Here is a 26,205-nt window from a genome sequence, read left to right on the forward strand (position 1 = left end):
TCACCTCACATTTGTAATGTTCTTAGTGTACTTCTAGAACTGGCTATTTCCGCTTTTAATGAATGTATCCGGCTTCGGTTACTCGCCATGAGTTGGTCTAACTGCATTAATTTCGCCCGTTGGTTCTCTATCTGTTGTTCAAGGTCCTTTGCTTTTAATTCTTTATTATTAATTCTATCAGCCATTGTCAAAAGCTTAGATTGCTGCTCTTGTTGAATATCTACCAAACGGGCTTGCATTGCTTCAAATGCCTTGCTTTCTAAACGTCCGTGCTCAAAGAATTTGATTTTTTTCATCCGGGACCCTGCACCTTGTGTAAGCTCCTCAAGCTTTTCCAATTGTTGATCCATCTTCTTGATTTGTTCCAGTAATTTTTCTAATTCAACTTCAAGACTATGAATGACTCCCAACGTCTGATCATAAGCATTCTGATGAGATACATTCTGAGAATAAAGGGAGCTTAAACTATTTTCTCGAGAAGTAATTTGACCTTTGTACTTAGAAATTAACTGACTATTGTCCATTACGGTTATCACCCTTTGATAAATCGTTAGGAAAATTTAAAGCAGCTTCTTTAAATTTTCCTGCTTTCATTCTTTTCATATAATGTCAAAGCCTTTCTTACATAACCTTATTGTCCTTCAACATAATTATTCACTCGTCTTTCAAAGCTAGTGCTAATTTCTGCATCTTTTTCTTCAAACTTTTCGATCGACGTATCTAATGTAGCCAATATTTCTGTCATAAGAGACTGTGTTTTTTCTAGTGTCTTAAAGACATTTACACGCATATCTTCGTGGGCTTTTTGCGCTTCTCCTTCCCACGAAGCTGTGGCAACGTATAAATCATAAATTTTATCCTTCACATTATCCATACGTTCTGTCGGTACTTGTCTCGCTTTTCCTATTAAACTTTCAACAGCAGCTGGATCTACTTTTATTTGTAAAGTCATCCTATCACCTCATATATTTAATTGATCAATGTCATTAAGTCTGCTTTGATACTGTTCCACTACTAACTTTATCTCCTCAAAGGATAAGAGATATCTCGTTTCTAAATAGCTTCTTACTAATGTGCAATAAGTAGTGAACACTTCTGCTGATTGACCAGTAAAGGCTCCTTCACTCTCCATAATCTCAAGAGGCGTAAAAAAGTCATTTAACATGCTTTCCATTTCATCTTGAATTGCTTGGTATGTGGACAGTATTTCTTTAAGTTGGTCATCTGATATTTTTATTTTCTCCGGTCCATTTAATTGTGCTATCGCTTTAAATTCTGCCATGAAAAGTCCCCCATAAATAGGTATTTATCTATATAATTTACACACAAAGTCAATGCCTACTATTATAAGGTAAAAGAAGCAATCTAAGGAACATACGAAAGTCATGATTCCATGAAAAAATTGGGTTGATAATAATAAAAGACGTAGGTCAAAAGTTGTTCAATTCATTACTATTTTATTGGGTAGCTGAAAAAGAACCGCTCTTCATATGAAAACCTTGCAGGGATGTTTCATATTGGCGTGCTGCTTTGGTTATGTGCCACGTGGGATATCATTAAGACCAGTCTTTCCCCACCCTGACTTACATCATCTGACGTGGGGTCATTCCCGTCAAAATCGGTTGAGTTTAACACGAAAACGTCTCATTATTGTCTATCCTATTAGCCTTGCACTGTTAATAGGCAAGAATAGGTCTAAAGTCCAATTTCCGCAGTGAGAGGCAACATAAGGAAATTAGCTGACTGATATATCCAGTCATATAAGACATAGAAATATAAAAAACGGAATATCTTTAATCCGCACCAGCAAAAGGATTTGTGTTAAAAAGTGGGGATCGCCACTACAGACAAAATCGTCCGGGAAATGATGGGACAAGTTGTATAAAAGACGACTGCGAAGAGACACTAAAGCAGGCATTCACGACTATGGTGTGAGACTGGCGAAACATCATCTCAGTCATTTATCGTCTTTTTCCCGTGTAGGTCATGTGGATTAAACGTGGTATTAGGAACGTGTATTTATGGTTCCTTCATATGTTTCAAACGTCATCTTTTCCGTTTCCTTCTATATTAATATACAAAAAATCTGATGAACCCAATTATGAAGGGTTCATCAGATTGTATGAGGGGTCAGTGCTATGAAGATTATCGTTGTGCTATGTTAGGCAAACAAAGGGGCAACGGTGTTTTCACTGCCAACTATCCGAATTTTTGTTTTCACCATTTCTTTGGCCGCTTCTTTGGCTTTTTGCAAGTATGCCCGTGGATCTAGGCTGTCTGGATCGTGGGCAAAATGCTCACGGATCGCTTCGGAATAGATGTTTTTCAGTTCGGTAGATACGTTCACTTTCGCCATCCCCAACGCCACACAACGGCGAACATCTTCTTCTGGTACAGCTGATCCACCGTGAAGGACAAGGGGTACGTCCACCATTGTCGCTATTTCTGCAATCCGTTCAAAATCAATTTCCGGTTTGCCTTTGTAGATGCCATGAGCTGTGCCAATTGCTGGTGCCAGCGTCGGTACACCTGTGGCCTCAACAAATTGCCGACATTCTTCAGGGTCCGCTTTCTCAGCATCTGCTTCGTCCACGATGATGTCATCTTCCACACCGCCCACCTTGCCAAGTTCTGCTTCCACATTTACGCCTAAAGATGTGGCTAATTCTACTACTCGTTGAGTTCGGGCTACGTTTTCAGCAAATGGGTGCATGGAAGCGTCGATCATAACCGATGTGTAACCGGCCCGAATAGCGTCCTTAATAATGTCAAAGCCCGTACAATGATCTAAATGCAACCCTGTGGGCACTTGGTAATGTTCGGCTGCCGCTTTGGCACATTCCACGATATTTTTGGCGCCAAGGGATTGAATCGTGCCAACGGTCGTTTGCAAAATGACAGGGGACTTTAATTCAGCTGCTGCTTCAAGTACCCAGAAAATACTATCAAATGAATGAACATTAAATGCTACGATGCCATGTTTATTCGCTTTTGCTGTCTTCAGCATCAGTGTTGTAGAGTATAAGTCCATTATTCCCCATCTCCTTTAATAACTTTGTGGATGAGTGCGGCTATTTCCTTAGTAGATTGCGCCCGTAAAAGCGCTTGTCGCACCTTTTCATCCATTAAGGCCCCTGATAGGGCTGATAATGCTTGTAAGTGAGTCGTGCCAGCTTCTGCCTCTGGGATGAGGAGTGAGATAAAAAAGAAAGCTGGTTGACCATCAAACGCCTCCCATTCAATTTTCGTTTCCGTGCGAACGACGATGATCGCCGGTTGTGTGATCGCTTCTGACTTTGTATGAGGAATGGCAAATCCCTCTTGAAAGCCCGTTGTACTTTGGGATTCCCGTTGTTTTAGCCCCGCCGCTACGGGATTTGTATCAGTGGCAATCCCGTTTTGTACAGCTAACTCCGCAATCGTTTCAAACACACCCTCTTGGCTTGATACAGGTGATTGTATGACAACCTGATGTTCTGTAATCATCATTTTCTCTCCCTTTTCGTGTGCTTTATCCTTTAATAGGCTCGCTTCCCGCAATTTTTTTACGATAAAGGCCAAATATTAGGCCACCTATGATAGAGCCGGTGAAAATAGCTATGAGCCACTTTATTGCTCCTGTCACAACAGGTAAAACAAGGAATCCTCCGTGCGGCGCAGGCACTTGTACGCCAAAGTAATATGTCATAATGGCCGCAATGGAAGAGCCGAACATTAAGATTGGTAAGACGACAATCGGGTTTTTCGCAGCAAAGGGAATCGCCCCTTCGGTGATATGGGTTGAACCTAGAACAAAGTTAACCATGCCCGAGTTCCGTTCTTCCTTTGTAAAGTACTTTCCGTAAAAGAGAACAGCAAACGCGGTAATAAGAGGTGGTGCAATACACGCGGCTGATACACCTGCCATGAAATAAAGGTTACCTTGAGATAAGAGCACCGTGCCGGTTACATATGCGGCTTTGTTAACAGGTCCACCCATGTCAAAGGCACACATGGCTCCCACAATTAATCCCAATAAAAGAGGGCTGGACGTTTGCACAGATGATAAGAAGGTCATCATCCCTTCGTTTAACGCTGCAACGGGAGACATCAGCATATACATCACCCCGCCAATGAGGAAAATACCGAGTACAGGGAAGATAAAAATCGTTTTCAGTCCATCTAACGCTTTCGGCAACTTTTTAAAGAGATATTGTAAGAGTACGATTAAATAACCTGCGGCAAATCCAGCAATGATACCGCCTAAAAATCCAGCGCCTGACTCCACAGCTAGCAAACCACCGATAAACCCAGCCACCATACCAGAACGTTTGCCAATGGCTTCAGCTATATAAGCTGCCAAAATTGGCACCATGACACTAAAGCTTAAGCCGCCAATTGTGTTAAGAAATCCGGCAAATGCGTTATATGATTCATGGTCTGGATCGGCTGAATAAATACCAAACAAGAACGAAATAGCAATGAGGACCCCGCCTCCTACAACGAAAGGCAACATATGGGAAACCCCGTTCATCAGCGACTTATAAATGGACCGTCCAATATTCCCTTTTCCACCGGTAGATACGTCATCGCTGCTTGCACTTTCGCCGCCATCCTTCGCTTTGTATATAGGGGCTTTTTGGTCAATTATTTGCTGAATTAAATCTTCGGGATGGCGAAGAGCTTTCGCTACAGGGACATCCACGACCCGCTTCCCATGAAAACGTTCAGCATTGACATCTTTATCAGCTGCTACAATGACGCCATCGGCTTCTTCAATTTCCGATGCTGTTAAAGCGTTTTCAATTCCAACCTGACCATGTGTTTCTACTTTAATGTCAACCTCCACATCCATTTCTTGTGCGGCTTTCTTCAATGCAGCCGCCGCCATAAATGTATGGGCAATACCTGTTGGACAACCTGTTGCAGCGACGATTTTCACTTTTGCCATATCGAACTCCTCCTTCTTATATGAATCTGTTTAAGTAATTCTGGCACATCATACAAATCACTAAGACCTTTTGAAAAAGCAGTGGAAGCACCCGTTGCCGTGGCATACATTAAAGATTCTTCTAAGTCCGCGCCACTTTTTTGATATCCGATGAACGTTGCCAGCAAGGCATCTCCAGCACACGCTGTATTAATGACTGTGCCTATGGGGGAAGATGCCAGGAGACATGTGCTGTCATTTATGAAAATACTTCCTTCAGCCCCTCTGGAAATAAGCACTTGCTTTGCCCCTTGTTTAATAAGTTCTGATCCGTAATAAATTAACTCTTCTTCATTAAGGCGATGGGTAATGCCAAAAAAATCTGCCAACTCTTCTTCGTTCGGTTTCAATAAAAAGGGTTTGTGGCGCAAAATACCTGAAAGTGACTGGATACTTGTATCAAGCACAAAGGCAATACCTTTGTCTTCACAAATTGCTGCCATTTCTTCCAATATGGACTCAGGCACATTCTTTGGTAGGCTTCCTGATACGATCAACGTATCGCCTTGTTGAATCCTCCTGATTTTTTCTAGTAACTGGTGTTGCGCTTCTCGTGCAATAGTGGGGCCTTGGTTCACGATTTTGTATTCTGTATCAGCATTGATAAAGACATTAATGCGTGTCACCCCGTCTGCATAAACAAAATCAGTCATGATCCCCATTTTACGTAATGACTCTTCAATGTAACGTCCCGTAAAACCAGCGATAAAACCCAATGCCACACTGTTAATCCCCTGTTTTTCAAGCATAATGGACACGTTGACACCTTTCCCATTTGGCTGATAATCTTCGTCCATCGTTCTATTGACCGTTTGAGGTTCCAACCTGTCAAGTTCAACATAGAGATCAATGGCGGTATTCATCGTACACGTATAAATCATGGCCTCACCAACTTTCTTAATGCCCTTTATTGTTGATGAGTTCATTATGGCATACGCTGTGATGTAAATGTTTTCAGTTTGTGAACATGAAAATAATCCCAAGACAAGCACATCCCTTGCTGTATATGAAAAAAACCGTCTTCAGCTCTCCTGAGACGGTTTTACATTTTCGTTTGTACGGATGACATAGGCATCAAGTAATACTCTGGCAATAACATTTAAGGCTAAGCGTGAACGGACTTCATATTCAGGGATCGCCGATTTGTCACTGCGGTAACCAAGGAGGGTGATGTCTGACAATCGGTTCAGGGAAGAATGAGCCTTTGTCGTTAATGTAATCGTCGTCACTTGACGAATGGTTAAGTTTTGGCAGGCTTCGACCAGCTCCCCTGTTTCGCCATTTAAGGAAATGAAAATCGCCAAATCAGTTTGATGGTTCATTTTTCGGGATTTGATACGAATAATATTTGGATCATCATGCATTTCACATGTTTTATCAAGCACTTGCAATTTCACCGCCATCTCATGGGCTATCAATTGTGAAAAGCCCCGGGCGAAAATGTAAATCTTTTTGGCATCGTGCATTTTCTGCACAGCATCTTCAATTTGACCGATGCTTTGTAATTGAATCGTCCGCTGAACTTCTTCCTCATTCTTGTGAAGGGCTTGTTTAATAGCATGGTCTATCCCACTTAAACTCCCTTCCTTATCAATCATCTGTTTGTCTTGTTCAAGTCTGTACTTAAACGATGTATAACCTTTATAGCCGATTTTTTTCATCAAACGGACGATCGTCGCAGTCGATACTGCCGCCCGTTCACTTAATGTCACGATCGACATAGTCGCAATGTCATCCAAATGGTCATGAATATACGTCAACAAATACCGTTCTGTTTCACTTAATCGTTCAAACGTCTCGCGGGGAATATTAAACAAAAGCTGTTCCATAAGAAATCCCTCTTTTATGGTCTATTTGTTATGTATAAAAACTGCTAGTCATCAGGACGTATCCTACTACAGAAAATGCGCGCATAAGACTTTTTTATTATGATCTATTGCCTATTTTACTAGATAATCAAGCTCATACCATAAAACTTTTTAACTTAAATGACAGGTGACCAGTTAAAAAGATTTAAGACGAAGGTGAAATATGGTTATATAGCAAGGCGATGATGGCGGAACTGCGGGGGTAAATTCACCCGTACTTTTTACTTTACGCCAATGGTTGGTGTGTTCTATTATCATGCTAGCTTCTTTCGCCCCGTTTTTATTAACCGCCATGAATAAAGAGATTGTTTCCAAATATCATCCATGTTATAATGACCGCAACATAACACGAAAGGACTGATGGGTGGACAATGGATAACTAAGCCTATTTTTAAACGTTGAATCGCATTATTTCAACTGATAAAAAGTAGGATTAGTCTGCCCATTTTTACATGTAACCTATCTAGCCATTCGCTAAGTAGCTTATTAAGTGCGGTAATCAATGACTAATCCTTCCAACATAATTGGGAGGATTTTTTAGTTCTCCCGGAAAAAGGAGAGGATCTGTTTGAAAGAATTATTACAGCTAAACAATGTCAGCTTCCATGTGAAAGATCACGTCCTGTTCCAAAAGGTCAGTACCCATGTGCAAGAAGGCGATATAATCGGACTCATTGGTAAAAATGGGTCTGGGAAATCCACGTTTTTACACATGTTAAATGGTGATGTCTCTCCCACTACAGGGGAGATTAAATCAATAGTAAACGCCCTTAATATCGCGATGGTTGAGCAAGAAACGGTAGCGTATGTAAGTGGTGACATGACAAAAAAGGAGGTCACCTTATTAGAGAGTTGGCGTGTGCCTAACCGGCCCTATACACAATTAAGCGGGGGTGAAAAAGTGAAAGCACGTCTTGCAAAAGGGCTGGCATTAGACGCTGATATCCTCATGTTGGATGAACCGACGAATCACCTTGATGACGACAGTACCGCCTTTTTAATCAATCAACTTAAGGCGTACCGCGGGACGGTTATCCTCGTCTCGCATGACCGTTATTTTTTGGATGCTGTCGCCACCAAAATATGGTCACTGGAAAACGAGAGATTGATTGACCATAAAGGAAACTATACGAGCTACATGAAAGCTAGGAAACAAAAGCGTGAATCCCAGCAACGCCAATACGATAACCAACAAAAAATGGTGGCACGTATAGAAGGTCAACTAAAGGAACTCACCTCATGGTCGCAAAAGGCCCATGCACAATCGACGAAAAAGGAAGGCTATAAAGAGTATTACCGTTTGAAAGCCAAACGGATGGATGCTCAAGTAAAATCTAAGCAAAAGCGCTTGGAAAAAGAATTAGAAAAAATAAATGCGGCTCCTGTGGAACAAGACGATGACGTTCATTTTGCCATGACCGCCAATACAAAAGTAGGGAAACGGTTTTTAGAAGTAAAACAGCTGACAAAGTCGTTTGACGACCACCCTCTTTTTAAAGAGGCCAGCTTTACGATTCAACACGGAGAAAAGGTCGCTCTTATCGGCCCAAATGGCAGTGGAAAAACAACCTTTTTGAACATACTGATGGGTCACGAAACGGCTCAAGGGGATGTGTGGCTCTCACCCTCTGCCACGATCGGTTATTTAACACAAGACGTCTTTGACTTGCCACTGGATCAAACGCCTTCCCACTTGTTTGCACAAGACACTTATAAAGAGCGGGGCAAGGTTCAAAACTTAATGAAACATCTAGGATTTACTGCCTCCCAGTGGACACAACCTATTCGACATATGAGTATGGGAGAGCGGGTGAAGTGTAAACTTATGACGTATATTCTCGAAGAAAAAGAGGTGCTCGTGTTAGATGAACCGACAAATCATCTCGACCTCCCCTCACGAGAACAGTTGGAAGAGACGTTATCACATTATAACGGTACCCTTCTCATCGTCTCACATGATCGCTACTTTATTGAAAAAACGACCAACACGAGACTCGTTTTTTCCCAACAGCGGATTCAAAAGCAGCTTACTGACGACAAGCCCTCCCCTGAGCGTGACACGACAGCCGATAAACGGCTAGCTCTTGAAACAGAACGGCAGGACGTGTTAGGTAAATTGAGTCTGGCAAATCCCACAAGCCAAGACTACGCCGAGCTTGATCGGAAATTTAACGAATTGACGAGACAGTTGAAAGAGTTGGATTCCTAATAGTAATAATCCCCCTTTAAGACGGCTTCGTCTTAAAGGGGGATTTAATGGTTTTGCTTGTTTCACCCTGTACGTGTAAGTAACAAATAGTCTTGACTATAGGGGGGAGTCGCCCCCCTATTGAATGCTGAAGTGTCGATTGTTTTGTAACAGATAACCGTCCGAAAAACTCCCGTTGATTGATGTTCGTTTTATCACATGCAAAGAAAGAGTCATCGTTGAGGTGGCCGTCTCACTGATAGAAGAAGGGATTTTTTTGACACCCCATTCCCCTGTGCTCGCTCTGTCTCATCATTTAAATAAAGAATCATTTTAATGGTATAGCTTACTAGAAAATTAATATAAAAAGATATTAAAGAGTCTTTATATCTCTAATTAGTTCTAAAAAATAGCGGGTTCACATATAACCGCTATTTTTGGCAAGATCAGCTATTTTTTGCTCTTTCAAATAATCTTCCATGTTCTCTTCCGCCGATACCATCACCTTCTGAATCAAACATTCTGGTCCATGGTTCAAGTTGCAGTCAAACAATGAAGCTGTACCTTCAATTGCGTGAATGACATCAAGGAACGAAATCTCTTCCCAATTCCGTTTTAATCTATAACCACCATTGGCACCTGAAACGGACTCAACCATTCCCGATTTGGCGAGTTTCGTCAGTATTTTCGATAAATACGTAGGCGAAACCTTCTGCCGATCCGCCAGTTCCTGAACACCGACAAACTTATTTGGCGTCGCTACTGCAAGAAAAAGCATGGTATGTAGGGCATAGTCTGTCGCTTTCGAATACTTCATAATGCAGTGTTCACCTCTATTAAAGACTTTACATATCCATGATAACCCCCATATTAAGTAGCGTCAAGTTTTAGCTTATGCCTCGGCTCTTGTAAGTCTACCTTCTACATAATGACAGTGAGAGAAGGACGAAAACGCTCACTGATTGTAGATTCGTTTTATTGTAGGTCCACGTAGAAAAGGTGAAAAGGACTATCCAGCAAACATGCGCTGAATAGTCCCGATTTTTCCCCCTAAAGATGTCTGCTCACGATAACGTGCTAACCGCTTCGTTAATTGGCACATCACCAGTTACCACTTGAAATGCCTTGCCAATGGTTGCATCGTTCTCTAAGCTGGCCACGATCACTTTTGCCACATCTTCCCGTCGTACCTCTCTTATTTCTGATTCTTGATGTGTTTTTATCTGCCCAGTTCCTTCGTTATTCGTTAAAGCATCAGGATGGATGATCGTATAGTCTAAATCTGTGTCCTTTAACCACTCATCTGCATAATGCTTTGCTGCTACGTACGGTGCAAATGACGATGGTGCTGCTTGAATGGCTTCTCGCCTCCCATTTAAGTCAACATCATAATGAATGGCTTTACAAGATTAACTTTTAAACAATAAAAATATATTGAATATAATGGATAATAGTGTATAATAAATCCATCATTCCTGATTAATTACTAGATTACTAGAAGGAACGACCACACTATGTGTTTAAGGAGGGTATTATTAGTCCCCTCCTCTTTGAGAGGATGACCTTAAGTGATAGACAATAATTTTGTTCATGTGGTCGGTATCATTTTTCTTGCCATTATAATTATTGGTGACCTCATTATAAATCGACATAGCCAAAAACCCCTACTATGGCGCCTTGTTCTCTATAGTTTTTTATACTATATAATGAGTGTCATTAATTTAACTATTTTCCCTATAGATCCTTATAACTTTGGATTTATAGTCGAGCCGCAGCTTATTCCTTTTTACTTCATTTATGAGTCGATTCATTACGGTATCCAAAGTGCTTATGTGTACAACCTTATCATGCTGCTGCCTCTTGGAATATATATCCCATTGTTATTCCCAAAGATGAGAAATGTTATTAAGACCACACTAGTTGGGTTGTTTTTTTCCATAATAATAGAAATAACCCAATTAATAACAAATCGGACATTTGGAGCCATGCGGCAATTTAACGTTGATGATCTTATTTTGAACACATTAGGCACAGCTTTAGGCTTCTTTATTTTTTGTTTATTATGGAAAATATTAATAAAATATCGTATCCATGCTTATCTCGATAGACAAGAAAAAGCTTAAGAATACTTCTTTTGATAGGTTAGAAAGTAGACTTGACGTATATTTAAGGTGAAAAAGACTATTCAGCGTATAGGTCGCTGAATAGTCCCGTTTTTTCACCCTAAGATATCTGCTCACGATAACATGTTAACCGCTTCGTTAATTGGCACATCACCAGTCACCACTTGAAATGCCTTGCCAATGGTTGCATCGTTCTCTAAGCTGGCCACGATCACTTTTGCCACATCTTCCCGTGGTACCTCTCTTATTTCTGATTCTTGATGGGTTTTTATCTGCCCAGTTCCTTCGTCATTCGTTAAAGCACCAGGATGGATGATCGTATAGTCTAAATCCGTCCCTTTTAACCACTCATCTGCATAATGCTTTGCTGCTACGTACGGTGCAAATGACGATGGTGCTGCTTGAATGGCTTCTCTGCTCGTATCAAAGGACGAAATCATAATGAACCGCTTGACACCAGCCACTTTGGCGGCTTCAATTGTTTTCACCGCTCCGTCCAAATCGATCAGGATCGTTTTATCCTTCCCTGTATGTGGGCCGGAACCTGCGGTAAAGACAATGGCATCAACACCTTCAGCCGCTTTAGCAATAGGCTCCACATCATCCTCTAAATCAACGATCGCCGTTTCGGCCCCTAATTTTTCAAAAAAGGGCGCCTGTTCCTCCTTACGAATCATGGCTCTAGCTTCCAAGCCTTCACTCTCTTTAATGAAGGATACAAGATGTTTTCCAATTTGACCGTTCGCACCTACAACAAGAACTTTCATGCCATACATCCTTTCAATTCATCTCATTAGTCTATTTACCTCTATATATTGGCGTAGCATTATTTCTACTATTTTAAAAAACTCTAGGTGCGCGACACTCACAGTCTTGCTCTCGCTTGAGTGGCGCTAGTCCAGCAGGTGAGCGACACTCACGGCCTTGTTCTCGCCTGAGTAGCGCTTATTCAGACAGTTCGCGACACTCACAACCTTACTCTCAGCTGAGTGGCGCTTATCCAGACAGTTCGCGACACTCACAACCTTGCTCTCAGCTGAGTGGCTCTAATTCAGCCGATTCACGACACTCGCAGCCTTGCTCTCGCCTGAGTGGCGCTTGTTCAGCCGATTCGCGACACTCGCAGCCTTGCTCTCGCCTGAGTGGCGCTTATTCAGACAGTTCACGACACTCACGGCCTTGTTCTCGCCTGAGTGGCTCTAATTCAGCCAGTTCGCGACACTCGCAGCCTTGTTCTCGCCTGAGTGGCGCTTATTCAGACAGTTCACGACACTCACGGCCTTGTTCTCGCCTGAGTGACCCTTATTCAGCCGGTTCGCGACACTCGCAGTCTTGCTCTCGCCTGAGTGGCTCTAATTCAGCCGATTCACGACACTCGCAGCCTTGCTCTCGGCTGAGTGGCGCTTGTTCAGCTGATTCGCGACACTCGCAGCCTTGTTCTCGCCTGAGTGGCCAGTTTTGTTACTTCCCCGCCACTCTTGGCCTTTTTTCTAAAACGAAGATATTAAAAGGTAAATATTTACGCAACCTTAACACGATTAACTTCAATTAAATTTTACCGAGTGGAGGGTAAACAAAGCAACCTAGACGACTCGCTTAACACGAACCCACTATATTATCTTTATAATACCTCGTACATATTGGCGATTCTTAGTCATCAATTGGCAACGGTGCCTCAGGAGAAACGAAACCTTTGTCACGCAACTCTTGCCAAAATGCGCTCGGTATCTCTTCATGTAATGCTGCGATATTTTGTTCAATCCGTTCTGGTCGGGTAGTTCCTGGGATAACGGCTGCTACAGCTGGATGAGCCGCTGAAAATTGAAGGGCCGCAGCAATCAAGTTTACATCATGTGCATTAGCTATTTCGTTTAACTTGTCAACTCTTAAGCTGATCTCAGACGAAGCTTCACTGTATTCATAATGCGAACCTCCAGCAATAATGCCAGAACCGTATGGCGCACCGACGACAATATCTACTCCTTTTTCTTTTGCTAATGGCATAAGTCTTTTTAAAGCATGTTCATGATTTAGAAGTGTATACCTTGTCGCTTGAAGCGCAATGTCTGGCTTCGTTTCCTCCAATTCTAAGGCAAGCTCAATCGGCTCAGTTCGATTGACGCCTATTCCCCACGCTTTAATCACGCCTTCATCCCGAAGCCGTGTCAGTTCGCGAAAAGCCCCTGTTCTTGCCTCTTCAAATTTGGACAGCCACTCATCACCGTGAAAATCCGGTGAAATATCATGGACGTAAACAATATCAAGCCGGTCTGTCTGAAGTCTCTCTAAACTCTGCTCTATCGACTTGCGTGTCCCCTCCGCACTATAATCATCAACGACCTTATTCTGACGTCCATATTGAAACAAACCATCTTTCTTTTCTGTTTCATCAAGAACCACACGACCGACTTTCGTACTCAACACGTAGTCATCTCGCTCATAGTGTGACAGCACCTCGCCTAAACGCATCTCCGCAAGACCTGCGCCATAAAACGGTGCCGTGTCAAAATAACGGATGCCGTGTTCCCAAGCTGCTTTTATCGTCTCTTTTGCTTCCTCTTCTGGAATCACACGATACATATTACCTAAAGGTGCTGTACCAAAGCCTAGTTTTCCTTCTTGTTTCAGATTGATCATAATCTGTCACCACCCATTGAAAATAGTTTATTAACTTCTACTTCTGTCACATAGCTCTAAGCTCTCACTTATTTCAAATAACCGGAAAAGCAGAACATTAAACATATTAAAGCCAAATAACTAACAAATTTAACCACTATATAGGAAATAGGGCAAGACAGGAATTCACTAGGTACCCGCCTCTTCTTTGCGATCATAAAGCGAACCTTCAATTTGTGGTAAGGTTGAACGTTTAGCTGTGATAAAAAGAAAAAACGGTTAAACATACGCGATACTTTCACGATGTCTAACCGTATAAACAATAATGTGAATGTTTGATGATGTTTACCAAACTTTTTTAGCAACACTTAGTTATTAACCCATCATACTCTTTGTAAGCTAAAGCTAAACGCATATCAATATTCTTCATATATATCATCAGCATGTTTGAAACGAATGTCTTCAGAATTTAACGTCGCCATTTTATCGCTTCGATCTTCCCTATCACCTGGTAATGTACCTTCTGGAACTAAATCTTGGTTATCTTTAAAAACCGTCTTCTGTTGTTTCTTATTATCGCTGTTCATTTTAACCACTCCTATCCATAAAGTGTCTGAATCGATATTATCCCCAAAGGTTTCTTTTTTAGACTAAGAAGCGGGTTAGAAAAGATTACGATGCTATAGCTCTTTAATTATTGGGTCACCAGTATGGCCGTTCAACTCTTCATTGACAAAATGTTAGAATATGTATATACTTGGAACAATTACACAACCTTTATGTTGAATGCCTCATAGACGGGGCTGAAGGAGTTTGTTTTATGAGTGTGAGTGTTCTTAACTAGTCCATAACCGGATATGTACGAATAGTTTAAAACCGTCAACAATGTCGGTTTATTTGCGTTACCTATTCGTACACGTTAAGAACCAAGCAATCGATAAATCGATACAGCACCCGTCTGTTTTTTTTCAGACTGGGCCTGTTCAACGTAAAGGGCGGCTAAACGCCTCAAGCGACTGCTTGAGGCGTTTTTTGTGTATATTTTTTTTAAGAAGGGACGATCGACGTCATGAATCATACATCATTAAAACAACTGGATTATCAACATATTTTAGATACTGTCGCCACATTCGCCCATACTGAGCGAGCTAAAGAAACCATTCGCACGAGTGAACCGAAGTTTGTAAGGAAGCATATTGATCAAATGTTAAACGACGTTTGGGAAGCTTACCGCATTATCACGATTAGTTCAAGCATCCCCATTCACTCACTGGATGACATGTCAGCTTACCTTCAACAGGCAAAGAAAGGATTGTACTTACAACCTAGTCAATTACAACGCGTCCTCTCCTTCCTTGAGCATTGCCGCAAACTTAACACGTTTATGCGCGATAAAGTGCCTGTAGCGCCAAACGTTGCCAATTATGTGTTATCGATAAACGATATGAGTGATACTGAAAACGCCATCGCTGGCAGCCTTCGTCACGGTCAAATTGATGATCATGCTTCACCAGAACTGGCAAATATCCGTCGCCACCGTCGGATAAAGCAAGCAGAAATAAAAGAGAAAGCAGAAGCAATATGCCGTTCAAAAAAATGGGCTCCGTATCTTCAAGACAGCCTCGTTGTTGAGAAGAACGACAGGTTAACCATTCCGGTAAAAAAACAATATCGTTCGAAAGTATCCGGCACTATGATTGACACGTCTTCATCTGGCGCTACTATCTTTGTGGAACCAAAAGAATTAGCCACTCTCTATGAGCAATTAAATGACTTAACTATGGCGGAAACGTATGAAGTGGAAACGATTCTTTATACGTTAACTGCCAGCATATTAGACATAGAAAGCGACTTGCATATGGCCATGGACATTATGCATCACTATGACGTCCTCTTCGCCAAAGCGAAATATGGTCAATCCATCAACGCCGTTATTCCGAAGCTTAATGAAGACTACATGATCCACCTTGATGCAGCACGCCATCCACTACTAGGAGAGCAAGCTGTCCCATTGTCCCTTAAACTAGGCATACGAGACCGTGCACTGGTGATTACCGGTCCAAATACAGGGGGAAAAACGGTGACGTTAAAGACTATCGGACTGCTTACGCTTATGGCACAAACGGGGCTGATGGTTCCGGCTGGCCCCAACACATCGCTTCACGTCTTTCAAAAACTATTTGTCGACATTGGTGACGGTCAAAGCATTGAACAAAATTTAAGTACCTTTAGTTCTCGCCTAACGAATATTATTGACATTTTGGAAATAACTGATGATAAAACATTAGTCCTTATTGATGAACTAGGCTCAGGCACCGATCCGAACGAAGGCATGGCTCTCGCCCATATTATTCTTGAACAATTATATGCTAAAGGGGCGACGATTGTAGCCACGACTCACTATCGCGAGTTAAAATCATTGGCACAGACACACGATGGATTTCTAAATGGCTCAATGACCTTTGATGTGGACACATTGCAGCCCACTTATCGGCTTTTATTAGGGGAGACAGGGAATAGTCAGGCATTCGATATCGCCTTCAAACTAGGTCTTCACCCAACACTCATTCACCGGGCTCAACAATTATGCGGAAATCTGGTCGATGAGACATCCTATTCCATAGCAGACATCGACCAAACGCAAAAAAGGCGTTATGACAAACAACTGGCCACAACGAACTATGTGAGGACACAACAGAAAAAGAAAAAAACAGCTATCCCTTTATTTAATCAGGGAGACAATGTCACAGTATCCCCCCATCAAGAAGTAGGCATTGTTTATAAAGGTCCTGATGAGAAAGGAGACTACATCGTTCAAATTAAAGGGGAAAAACACCGCATTAACCATAAGCGGCTGACCCTTCACATTCCAGCAAGTGAGCTATACCCACCAGACTATGACTTCGATATTATTTTTAAATCGGTGGATTATCGCAAAACAAAACACCTGCTTGAACGAAAACACGTAGATGGCCTCGTCTTAGACGACGAAGAGTAATAAGGGGTAAAAATGTTAGAAGGGACTGTATCGACGTTATGATACAGTCCCTTTTAAATCATGCACTCATAAAGAGTGCGACAAAGCATCTATCAAGACCGAACTTTAATTACTTATTTCAATCCACGCACTCATAAAGAGTGCGACAGCGAAAATCTCCCAATTTTCAGGAATTCACTTACCGTATTTCGAGATTTCTTTAAATTATGCCTTAAATGAGAGAGTTATTCCCTATCATTCAGGTTTTTCTTGGTGCGGGGCCTCTAGGGATTTTATGTGCGCTTATGGTTCGCACCAGTTTTAATCGGTGAACTTCAATCAGGACATTAGCGCCTCGTTATCTCCCACCTAATTAGTATAAAAAGAAGTGCTGCCGCTAGCAATTCAAAAAAGAGAAGTCATATACCCAATAGAAATCCAGAAGTATTTAAAGCTAAGTGGGAGGACGATGAAAAAAGTGCTTTCTCAACCAGTTGATAAAAAGCTAATTTCCTTCTGTCATCGTGAGGATGTCCCCTTATCGGTAGGGGATCAGATTAAGAAGCCAATATGAGAAATAGGCGGAAAAAATCCCCTTAAATAGTCATTTGCCATAACAATAGCTTGAATAGGCGGAGAGATTCCGCTAATGACTCGGAAAATCTGAAAAATGGATCGTTTTATTTTGCATAAACGGAAAACTTCCTCCTATCTTCCCAAAAATGAGCTCTCCCCTGCAGCTAACCGAAAAATCTCCGCTTATTTTACTCTCATAACTCAATCAATTATTGATAAGCCGTCTTATCTAAAGGTAAAGACATTTATACCGAGGTTTTTTATTAATGACAAGCCTCAGGTGGTAACCCGTCTAAATCTGCCTTTAACCGGGTATTCCCTTCTTTATCTCTAAACAATTAGGATTATTAAACTGAAAATTATGACATTATTGATACAATGCTAGTGAAGTTAATTATATAAAAATAATTCGAAATGTAAACCATCATTCCCCATTCGTGACCATAACTTTAAAATTGTCTCTATTTTGAGCCGGGCGTTTTACGAACGGGTTAGCTGTGATAAATGTCGAAACACCCTAAGCACGAAAAACTCCCCCACCGTGACAGAGCTTATACCTGCCACCTATATATTGGGGAGCTTAACAAAGGCACCATTATTCACTCCTGGACGACGATTTTTTTTCGATCGTAAACGACTACACCTAGTATGGCGACACTTAAAATGGCGCATACCATATACATCCTCGAGTAGGAAAGCATATCCGCTACCGGTCCCATAATGATACCGCCTAACGAGACACCTAGATCCGCCATGGCAATGAACAGCCCTAATAACACATTGCGACTCGCCTCAGGTAGAACAAAGCTTAAATAAGTGGTTAACGTCGGGTACAGCAGTGCTTGCGCGGTCCCTATCAAAACCGCCCCTATGTAAAAAAAGAAGGCGCCGCCGTAAATGGCTATGCTAACACTCTGTGACCCTAACGCTAATAAAAGCATCGTCCCGATCATAAAAGGGGCATGCCACTTGCCATCGGAAGGTATTCTTTTCCTTAATGTAAAGCGAGCAAACACTACGGTAGCAGCCATAATCATAAGGAAAATCCCAGCGTTCCCCTTGTCCACTTGAACAGCATACAGAGGAATAAAAATAGTGGTAGCTCCAAATATAAGGGAACCGACTAACATGAAGGCACTACTTCGACATAAGTCTGGATTTTTAACTAACTGACTTAATGACTGAACTATGCTACCGCTTGAATGAGCTTGGTCAGTCATAGGTTTGGTTTTAGGAGTATCTACGTTAGCACTAAAACCAAACAAACCAGTCAACATGGCGATGGTGACCATAACGATGGCGAAGTATCCCATCCCGCCTTGCCAAATGCCTATTGCCAGCAGCGGCCCAATAATTCCTGGTATATATGAAAATAACGAATACAGGGAAATCCCTTGAGACCGGTCTTCTTCCGGTAAAGCATCGATAATCCCTATTTGTAATGCCATTGAAAAAAACGCTGTGGAAACCCCTTGCATCATGCGCGCAATCAGATAGCCACCCAATCCTGTTATCGTATATAAGATTAAAGCCAAACCATTGAAAACGAGTATAAAACGTAATACTTTTAGCGGCCCATGCTTTTGAATAATTTGTCCTGCCCACGGTCTAAAAAACATCGTCGTAAACAAGTAGGCTCCCATTATAATGCCAATGGTTGTATTCGTCGCTCCTAGTGCTTCCCCACGTAAAGGAATAAACACATTTAAAATAGCATTGGCACTAAAATAAAAGAGTACCAATAGATACAAACGCAGAAAAGGCCATGACATGGCTCCATTCACACTTTTCCCCTCCAAGCTGTAACTATTCTCTCTAGCATTCGTTCAGACATTTGCTAGCGAACACCTCTCGTTTATTCAATAAAAAGCTTGTCTGACATATCGAACGAACCTTCAATAATTGGAGGTTTTCGCTCTTCCCCACTGATTGATAATTGCGTCAATCAGGACATTACCGCCCGTTATCTCTCCTCTCTATTTTGAACCGAAAGCTGTACGGACGGTTATCTGTGATAGATCATCCTCTCTAGCGGTTGACGTTAAAACGTAATTAACGCCTTTAAGAGCCGCTTGGCATATGGTGAGGTGACATACTTCAATTGGTCAATTGCGATGATTTCCTCCACTTGACCCTCTTTGAAAATCAATACTCTATCACACATATAAGCAGCGGCTTGTATGTCATGAGTAATAAAAATATAGCTCATCTTATACGTCTTTTTTAACCCTTTTAAGAGCTCCAAAATCTGTAGTTGAATAGACATATCTAACGAGCTGATCGCTTCGTCTAATATCAGCCATTCAGGCTCTGTTGCAATCGCTCTTGCAATGCATACCCGTTGAACCTCCCCGCCGGATAATTCATGAGGGTATGTCGTTTTGTAGGAAAGACTTAACCCTACGTCATGTAATAATTGATCCACTTTCTGACGAGTGTTTATTTTGTTCTTACTCATCATGAGTGGTTCCATAATGGCGTCCTCAACTGTAAAAAAGGGGTTGATAGACGATTGATAGTTTTGAAACACGGCACTCATGCAGCCTAATCTGACCTGTCTGTTGGTAACAATTTGTCCGTTTAACGTGATGTTTCCTTGATCCGGTTTTTCAACCCCTAACAGCATACGCCCTAATGTGGATTTGCCACTGCCACTCTCACCGATAATGCCTAGACATTCGCCAGCCTGACAGTCAAAACACACATTATGCAGTACTTTCTGCTTTTTGGAAGAAAACATCCCGCCTTTTTTGTAGGACTTGGACACATGACTAACCTTCAGCAACGATAGCGTCTCCTTCCATTATTTTCTTAAAATGGTCACTTAACGCTAATCTAGTCGACACTAAATAGCGGGTATACGCATGCTCTGGGTCAGAAAAAACAGCTTGTGTCTGACCTCTTTCAACAATCTCACCATTCCTCATCACTAACACGTTGTCCGCTAGCTTTTTCACAATAGCTAAATCATGAGAAATAACTATCATAGAACAGCCCATCTTTTCCCGCAGCGCCATGAGCTGTTCTACCACTTCAAACTGTGAAATCGTATCAAGCGCGGTCGTTGGTTCATCAGCAAAAATGATATCAGGCTCTATCACAATAGCTAACGCAATCATCATTCGTTGGAGCATACCACCAGACAGTTGATGCGGATATTGCGTCATAATATGAGCTGGGTTTTTCAGCATGACACTTTCCATCGCTTTCATCATTCTTTCTTCCATCTCTTTTATACTCCAACGAAAATGCTGAGTGAGAATCCCTTTTACATAACGTCCGATCACACAAGAGGGATCAAATGCGCCCATGCCATTTTGTAAGATCATATACAGGTGTTTGCCTCTCAGTCTTCTCATTTTCTTTTCCGCAAGTGTATTAACGTTGTGACCGTTAAATAAAATCTCTCCTGATTGCCTTAACGGAACTTTATTCAACTTCATAAGCGCTCGGCACGTCACAGATTTACCGCTTCCGCTTTCTCCAACAATCGCCAGGCAGCTTCCTTGCTTTAAATCGAAAGAACTATTATGAATAATCGCTTGTCCTGTGTGGCTATTCCAGACTTTTAGATTGTTAACGTTTAAAAGTGTTGTCATCATCAGATCACCTCTTTTTCCTTGATCACAACTTTTGAGAGAGGTTTGCCGCCGACTTTACGTTGCTTAGCGTTGATTAATTTGGGATCTAACGCCACTTGAAGCGCATCAGATAAAAAATTAAAGGCTGACACGACAATGATAATGGCTAAGCCAGGTGCTAACATGACTTGTGGTTGCGTAAACATAATGTCTCTCGCCTCGTTTAGCATCATCCCCCACTCAGCATTAGGCGCTTGAATGCCTAAGCCTAAAAACGAGAAACCGGATATTTGCAAAATCATTGACCCGATAGCACTGCTTGATATGACCGCAATATCTAAAAACGTAACGGGTAACAAGTGTTTGTACATAATGGTCACATGACGCATGCCGATTGCCTTGGAAAAAGTCACATACTCCAATTCAGCGTATTGCATGACAGACGTTCTAATGACACGAGCAAACCAGACCCATTTCACTAAAATAAACGCGATTAATATATTTTCAAGACCGACGCCAAAAATACCGACGAAGGCTAATGTCATGACGTAACCGGGGAAAGAGAGCATCACATCACAGCACCTCATAATAACAGCATCCACTTTCCCTCTAAAATAACCGGCTAAAAACCCTAAAAGGGCACCGATTAGTACAGACACAATTAACGCTACGAGCACGGCCAATACACTGGGACGAATACCATATATCAGTCTGGACAACACGCATCTCCCTAAGTGATCATTACCTAAAAGGTATGACCATGACGGTGAGGCATGTCTTAAAGCCATGTTCACGTCGTTAGGGGGATGAGGCGCACATAAAGGAGCAAAAATGCCGACAACAACCGTGATGACAATGATTATGAGAGAAATAGCGGCTAACTTGTCTTGACCTAGTTGTTTTAACAACTTCATTTAAAGATCATTCCTTATCTTCGGATTCATCGCCGCCGTTATAATGTCAGAAAGCGTATTAAATGCGATGAATGCCACTGCTAATATCAAAACATACGCTTGAATAATCGGGAAATCTCGGCTTAAGATCGCTCTCACCGTTAAACTTCCTAGCCCTGGCCAGGCAAAAACATTTTCTATCACCACGGTACTTCCCAATATAATCGGCACTGCCATCCCAAAAATAGACATAGCCACTTGTAATGAATTTCTTAAAATGTGTATCGTGATTGTTTTTTCTGGTAACCCGCACGCTCTCCCATATAACACATAATCTTCATTCAAGTTACTTATCATCGACGTTCTCACATTTCTAAAATAAATACCTGCATAACTTATGACGATGACCGTCACAGGGAGGATGTAGCTTTGATAAGACGTCATGCCATTTGTCGGTAATAAATCCAACTTAACAGACACAAACCATATCATCATGGATGCAAGCCAATAAGACGGGATCGCTGTAAGGAAAAAGGATACACCCCTGATCGACTTATCCATCACCCTTCCTTCCTGCAATGCGCAGATCACCCCTAATAAAATCGACAAAATGATGATGAAAAAAGAGGACACGATTGTTAATTTAAATGTATTGAGGAAAGCCGGCCCTAATAAGGACCAAACCGGTTTTCCCGTCACATAGGACGATCCAAAGTCCAGCTGTAAAGACGCTATAAGCCAATTAAAATATTGGACTATGAAAAGTCTATCCATGCCTAATTCTTCTTTCGTCTGCGCCATTAACTCATCTGTAATCGTCGGCACTCCTTGCGCTTTCAAAACCACTTCTGCTGGATCTAATGGCGCAAGATTAATGAATAAAAACGTTAAGAACGAGATGATTAACAGCATGGGGATGGCGATAACGACTCTTTTTACAATATACCTTCCCATAAAAATCTCCTTCCAAATTTAGCAGACAATCTCACTTTCTTTATAAAACGCTCCTTTCATCAATGGCTGCTTTCGCCCTTCCTCCAGTCAAAGAGGACATTATCGGCCGTTAGCTCACGCCTAAATAGACCTCGCTTTTCTCTCTATTTTGAGGCGGGAGCTTTACGGACGTTATCTGTGGGAGAAATTCTCCTATTTAAAGGACATGTGCTCAAATGGCAGCTCGAATTGTGTTTGCTTAAAAGAAACACCTTCTAGCTCTGCTGGCGCCACTACCGTGAGACTGCCATTTGAAATAGGAATAAACACAGCTTCGTCATGGACGATCGTCAAAATATCCCCGTAGAGATTTTGTCTCATGTCTTCATCCGTCGTCACCATTACCTCTTCTATTTTTTGATAAAGTGTGTCGGCTTCCGCAATCCCACTTGTGGTATGAAGATATGAGGCTTCTGATGTAAACGCAGCGATCGTGCTTTGCGGATCATACGCCAACCCCCATGTTTGATTAAATAACAACTCATACTCTCCTGTTGACCGTCTATTAGCGATTGAAGTGGATTCTTCTCCGACAATCTCTAGTTGAACACCAGCTTCTATTAAAGTGGCCTGAATAAATTCAGCCTGTGTTTTTTGTGAAGAAGAGTGACTATCATAATAAAGCGTCATCGTTAATGTGTTCCCGTCCTTCATTCGCACGTTAGACCCATCCTCTAATAACCAACCTGCTTCATCTAAAATGTCCGTCGCTTTTTCTAAATCAAATGATCTTACGTCCAAATCCACATCAGCATACATGATATTAGAAGAAAAGAGGGTGTCCGCCACGGTTTCACTACCATCTAAAATCTCCTCCGCAATCGTTTCCCGATCAATGGCATGCCAAATCGCTTCTCGTACAGCTCGTTCACTCACTGGGCTCTCATCTTGACTACTATTGGCCACGATCATTTTCGTGTTCATGGCATCACTTCTAATGAGTTGGTACGCCCCCGAAGCTACTAATTGATCAATCGCTTCCACATCCAGCGTGTCAACACCGCGATCATCCGTAAAAACAAAGTTTACTTCCCCTTTTTGTAAAGCTAAAAACGTCGTTTCTCCTGCTGGGAGCACTTTAGACGTAATCGTCTCTATGGCAGGCTCCCCTCCCCAATAAGCGTCATGGGCGGTGAAGGTGGCGTACTCATCGACTTTATGATCTGTTAACATGTATGGTCCGGTCCCATGAAACCCACTTACACCCTCTTTTGTTTCCCCATCTATAAAATCGTTTGGAGAGATAAAAACGTAAGGTCGCGTCATGGATAACTCAACTAACGTTGGATAATACGCTTCAGATAATGTCAGCTCAACCGTGTACTCATCAACGACACGGCAATCTTCTATTTGTGTAGATAATTTAATCCATGCATGCGTCTCCGCATTAGCTTGTACGGCCTCAATATTTTTCTTCACCGCCTCGGCATTAAACGGTTCCCCATCATGGAAGGTCACATCTTCCCTTAAATGAAATGTGTAGACGGTGCCGTCATCAGATATCTCCCAAGACTCCGCTAATAGCGGCTTAATACCCTCCTCTGTATTTTCAACGAGTGATTCATATATCATCCCTTGGGCTGGCATTGACCCTGTATACAGATGAGGATTCATATCATTGATATCTTGTGCCGTAGCATAGACGATTTCCTCTTGAGCCTGGGTGCTTGCCTCTATGTCAGCATCCGACTCCTCTCCCCCTGCGCAAGCTATTAACACCCTTCCGATTAAAACTATAAAACTTACAAACATCATCTCTTTCACTCTCAATGTACGTCGCTCCTTTACCTTGCGTTAAGTATGAACATTCTTGCATTCCTATCATTGAACATGTTGGGTAAAATCATGGCTCCCTTTTCCATTATGAAAAGGCCACTTTTACTATGTGAGGTCTGGCTGGCCTTCGTATTGGGCGTTCCGCTCGTTTTAAGAAAAACGAAACGTTTACTGTTTTCATAAAAAACTTCAATTAGTCGCCGTTTTCGTCCTTCTCCTACTGTTAAAGGAGCGTCAATCAGGACATAGCGCCCGTCTTAATAGATGTCGCTCTCCTCTCTATTTTGAACCGGCAGCTAGTATATTTTAAAGGGACAGGTCATCTCTCTTTTTTAGGAAGTGACGGATTTTAAATTTCGGACGATCATCGCCACATCATCATGAAACGTTTGAACACGGAAAGCATCAGATAAAGGCTTTCCATCGTGAGATTGTGCCGCATTACGAATGGCCTCTTCATATGTTTGTATGAAGTGATCGATTGTGTCGCTTTTTACTTGTAAATGATGGGCAATTCCTTGGATGATCTTTAAACGGTAATAGTCTTCCTTAGGCATTCTTGGTATATCTAAATACCCTTCTCTGTTAACGAAAACGGGTCTTATAGGAACCGCAGAAAAATCAAAATAGCGGCCATCCTTATCCGGTTCGGAAAAAGGGTCAATCAGCAAAGATGTATAACGGATATACACTAAATACTCTTGATGGATTGGAGCTAACTGATTAAAATTTTCTATATCTTCCCGTGGTAAGCTTTCCGGTCTTACTGGGTAATTGTCCTCTGTCATAAACTTCAGCAAGTTGATGCCGTCAATGTTAAGCGCCTCTAAAATTCCCATGATTTCTTTCCATTGGGCCAACATATGGCGAATTAAAGCGTACGTAATCGGGCCTTCTGGAAACATTTTGTATACGTATGTTTTCGTTTCTTGCTCTTCAAAAATGTGACGAAGTGAGAAATCATTCATAAATAATGGCGGATGAACGTATAAGGAGATATTTCGCGATTCTGCCTCAATAGGTGATCTCATCACGTTTACATTCACCCCTAATGTGTCATAAAGGTCACATAATGTGTTAACATTTTCCGATTTACCATGCGTAGAACCGATAGAAAGGTTATGTTTGACCGCTGTCGTTAAAACACGATTAGACGGCGTATCATCTCGCCATCTTGTATCCCCCAAGTACGTTGAAAAGCTGATAACCTCTATAGTGTCATCAAAAGCACTCATATAAGCGTCCACTAAACGATTGGAGCCGAACGTCGGGGAAATTAAGACGACACATTTGACTCCTTCTAAAACCGTTTTATCCAACTGCTTGAGTACATCTAGATAAGCATCTGTTGTGACTGTCAGAATGAGCGTATCCCAATCACCTTTAACCGTTTCATAGCTTGTAAACACCTCGTCAACCGCGCAATCACCTGCCAGGTTGTCATTCTTGCTGTTTTGAGTGGTCACGTCTAGACGTTGATGCTGGTCTGTTAAAGCGTCAAAAAAAGCGTCGGAGCGAACAGATTTTCTTCCGGCGATACCAATTTCACACGTGAGATGACGTTTAATAATCACCGCAAGTTGAACCGCAACAGGTCCCGTCCCTAATAGTAAGACTCGCTTAAAAGCATTCATCTGATCCTTCC

23 protein-coding genes are annotated in these 26,205 nt (G+C 41.9%); 3 read left to right on the top strand and 20 right to left on the bottom strand.

The features are described from left to right. Positions 1-5: 5 nt before the first annotated feature. The 8 genes from BK581_RS11705 to BK581_RS11740 form a co-directional block, all read right to left on the bottom strand. Entirely contained in the window at positions 6-524 is a 519-nt protein-coding gene (locus BK581_RS11705; RefSeq protein ID WP_078578354.1) for a hypothetical protein, read from the bottom strand. Positions 525-631: 107 nt separating this feature from the next. Continuing rightward, entirely contained in the window at positions 632-952 is a 321-nt protein-coding gene (locus BK581_RS11710) for a WXG100 family type VII secretion target (RefSeq protein WP_078578355.1), read from the bottom strand. Between the two features lie 9 nt (positions 953-961). Further along, positions 962-1,282, bottom strand: coding sequence for a hypothetical protein (locus BK581_RS11715; protein WP_078578356.1), 321 nt, complete (start codon positions 1,280-1,282; stop codon positions 962-964). Between the two features lie 879 nt (positions 1,283-2,161). Next, a complete protein-coding gene (locus BK581_RS11720; protein WP_078578357.1) occupies positions 2,162-3,031 on the bottom strand; it encodes a class II fructose-bisphosphate aldolase in 870 nt (289 codons plus the stop codon). Further along, complete coding sequence (locus tag BK581_RS11725; RefSeq protein ID WP_245829013.1) at positions 3,031-3,561, bottom strand: PTS sugar transporter subunit IIA; 531 nt, start codon at positions 3,559-3,561, stop codon at positions 3,031-3,033. Before BK581_RS11725 ends, BK581_RS11720 begins: the two co-directional genes overlap by 1 nt. Beyond that, complete coding sequence (locus tag BK581_RS11730) at positions 3,512-4,930, bottom strand: PTS fructose transporter subunit IIC (RefSeq protein ID WP_078578358.1); 1,419 nt, start codon at positions 4,928-4,930, stop codon at positions 3,512-3,514. Before BK581_RS11730 ends, BK581_RS11725 begins: the two co-directional genes overlap by 50 nt. Continuing rightward, positions 4,918-5,850 (bottom strand): 1-phosphofructokinase, encoded by a 933-nt coding sequence (gene pfkB, locus BK581_RS11735; RefSeq protein WP_078579924.1) that lies wholly within the window; start codon positions 5,848-5,850, stop codon positions 4,918-4,920. The genes BK581_RS11730 and pfkB overlap by 13 nt, the downstream gene beginning before the upstream one ends. Positions 5,851-5,991: 141 nt before the next feature. Next, positions 5,992-6,798, bottom strand: a complete 807-nt coding sequence (locus tag BK581_RS11740) for a MurR/RpiR family transcriptional regulator (RefSeq protein WP_078578359.1) — start codon at positions 6,796-6,798, stop codon at positions 5,992-5,994. A gap of 607 nt (positions 6,799-7,405) precedes the next feature. Between BK581_RS11740 and abc-f the strand changes: the two genes are divergently transcribed. After that, entirely contained in the window at positions 7,406-9,046 is a 1,641-nt protein-coding gene (gene abc-f / locus BK581_RS11745; protein ID WP_078578360.1) for a ribosomal protection-like ABC-F family protein, read from the top strand. Between the two features lie 397 nt (positions 9,047-9,443). On the opposite strand, the gene BK581_RS11750 is transcribed toward abc-f, so the two are convergent. Then, positions 9,444-9,842: an Rrf2 family transcriptional regulator gene (locus BK581_RS11750; protein ID WP_078578361.1), complete on the bottom strand. Its 399-nt coding sequence runs from the start codon at positions 9,840-9,842 to the stop codon at positions 9,444-9,446. A gap of 247 nt (positions 9,843-10,089) precedes the next feature. Continuing rightward, positions 10,090-10,422: an NAD(P)H-binding protein gene (locus BK581_RS20585; protein WP_078578362.1), complete on the bottom strand. Its 333-nt coding sequence runs from the start codon at positions 10,420-10,422 to the stop codon at positions 10,090-10,092. Between the two features lie 171 nt (positions 10,423-10,593). Here BK581_RS20585 and BK581_RS11760 point away from each other — a divergent pair, with 171 nt between their 5' ends. After that, positions 10,594-11,148 carry a VanZ family protein gene (locus BK581_RS11760; RefSeq protein WP_078578363.1) on the top strand — a complete coding sequence of 185 codons (555 nt, stop codon included), beginning with the start codon at positions 10,594-10,596 and terminating at the stop codon, positions 11,146-11,148. Positions 11,149-11,261: 113 nt separating this feature from the next. On the opposite strand, the gene BK581_RS11765 is transcribed toward BK581_RS11760, so the two are convergent. The 3 genes from BK581_RS11765 to BK581_RS20145 all read right to left on the bottom strand — a co-directional run bounded on the left by BK581_RS11765 (position 11,262) and on the right by BK581_RS20145 (position 14,351). After that, positions 11,262-11,915, bottom strand: coding sequence for an SDR family oxidoreductase (locus tag BK581_RS11765; protein WP_078578364.1), 654 nt, complete (start codon positions 11,913-11,915; stop codon positions 11,262-11,264). Between the two features lie 883 nt (positions 11,916-12,798). Further along, positions 12,799-13,785, bottom strand: a complete 987-nt coding sequence (locus BK581_RS11770) for an aldo/keto reductase (RefSeq protein ID WP_211273961.1) — start codon at positions 13,783-13,785, stop codon at positions 12,799-12,801. A gap of 395 nt (positions 13,786-14,180) precedes the next feature. Beyond that, a complete protein-coding gene (locus BK581_RS20145) occupies positions 14,181-14,351 on the bottom strand; it encodes a hypothetical protein (RefSeq protein ID WP_169837687.1) in 171 nt (56 codons plus the stop codon). 482 nt (positions 14,352-14,833) lie between these two features. Here BK581_RS20145 and BK581_RS11775 point away from each other — a divergent pair, with 482 nt between their 5' ends. Next, a complete protein-coding gene (locus BK581_RS11775; RefSeq protein WP_078578365.1) occupies positions 14,834-16,762 on the top strand; it encodes an endonuclease MutS2 in 1,929 nt (642 codons plus the stop codon). 1,154 nt (positions 16,763-17,916) lie between these two features. On the opposite strand, the gene cntE is transcribed toward BK581_RS11775, so the two are convergent. The 7 genes from cntE to BK581_RS11810 form a co-directional block, all read right to left on the bottom strand. Next, on the bottom strand, positions 17,917-19,101 hold the full coding sequence (gene cntE, locus BK581_RS11780; protein ID WP_078578366.1) for a staphylopine family metallophore export MFS transporter CntE: 1,185 nt from the start codon (positions 19,099-19,101) through the stop codon (positions 17,917-17,919). Positions 19,102-19,358: 257 nt separating this feature from the next. After that, on the bottom strand, positions 19,359-20,102 hold the full coding sequence (locus tag BK581_RS11785) for an ABC transporter ATP-binding protein (RefSeq protein ID WP_078578367.1): 744 nt from the start codon (positions 20,100-20,102) through the stop codon (positions 19,359-19,361). Next, complete coding sequence (gene cntD, locus BK581_RS11790) at positions 20,089-20,916, bottom strand: staphylopine uptake ABC transporter ATP-binding protein CntD (RefSeq protein WP_078579926.1); 828 nt, start codon at positions 20,914-20,916, stop codon at positions 20,089-20,091. Before cntD ends, BK581_RS11785 begins: the two co-directional genes overlap by 14 nt. A 2-nt stretch (positions 20,917-20,918) precedes the next feature. Then, a complete protein-coding gene (cntC, locus tag BK581_RS11795) occupies positions 20,919-21,812 on the bottom strand; it encodes a staphylopine uptake ABC transporter permease subunit CntC (RefSeq protein WP_078578368.1) in 894 nt (297 codons plus the stop codon). Further along, positions 21,813-22,745 (bottom strand): nickel/cobalt ABC transporter permease, encoded by a 933-nt coding sequence (gene opp1B, locus BK581_RS11800; RefSeq protein WP_078578369.1) that lies wholly within the window; start codon positions 22,743-22,745, stop codon positions 21,813-21,815. 192 nt (positions 22,746-22,937) lie between these two features. Next, entirely contained in the window at positions 22,938-24,539 is a 1,602-nt protein-coding gene (cntA, locus tag BK581_RS11805; RefSeq protein WP_245829213.1) for a staphylopine-dependent metal ABC transporter substrate-binding lipoprotein, read from the bottom strand. Between the two features lie 353 nt (positions 24,540-24,892). Beyond that, entirely contained in the window at positions 24,893-26,194 is a 1,302-nt protein-coding gene (locus tag BK581_RS11810; RefSeq protein ID WP_078578370.1) for an opine metallophore biosynthesis dehydrogenase, read from the bottom strand. Positions 26,195-26,205: the final 11 nt, after the last annotated feature.

Source organism: Salipaludibacillus agaradhaerens (assembly GCF_002019735.1).
GTDB lineage: Bacteria > Bacillota > Bacilli > Bacillales > Salisediminibacteriaceae > Salipaludibacillus > Salipaludibacillus agaradhaerens.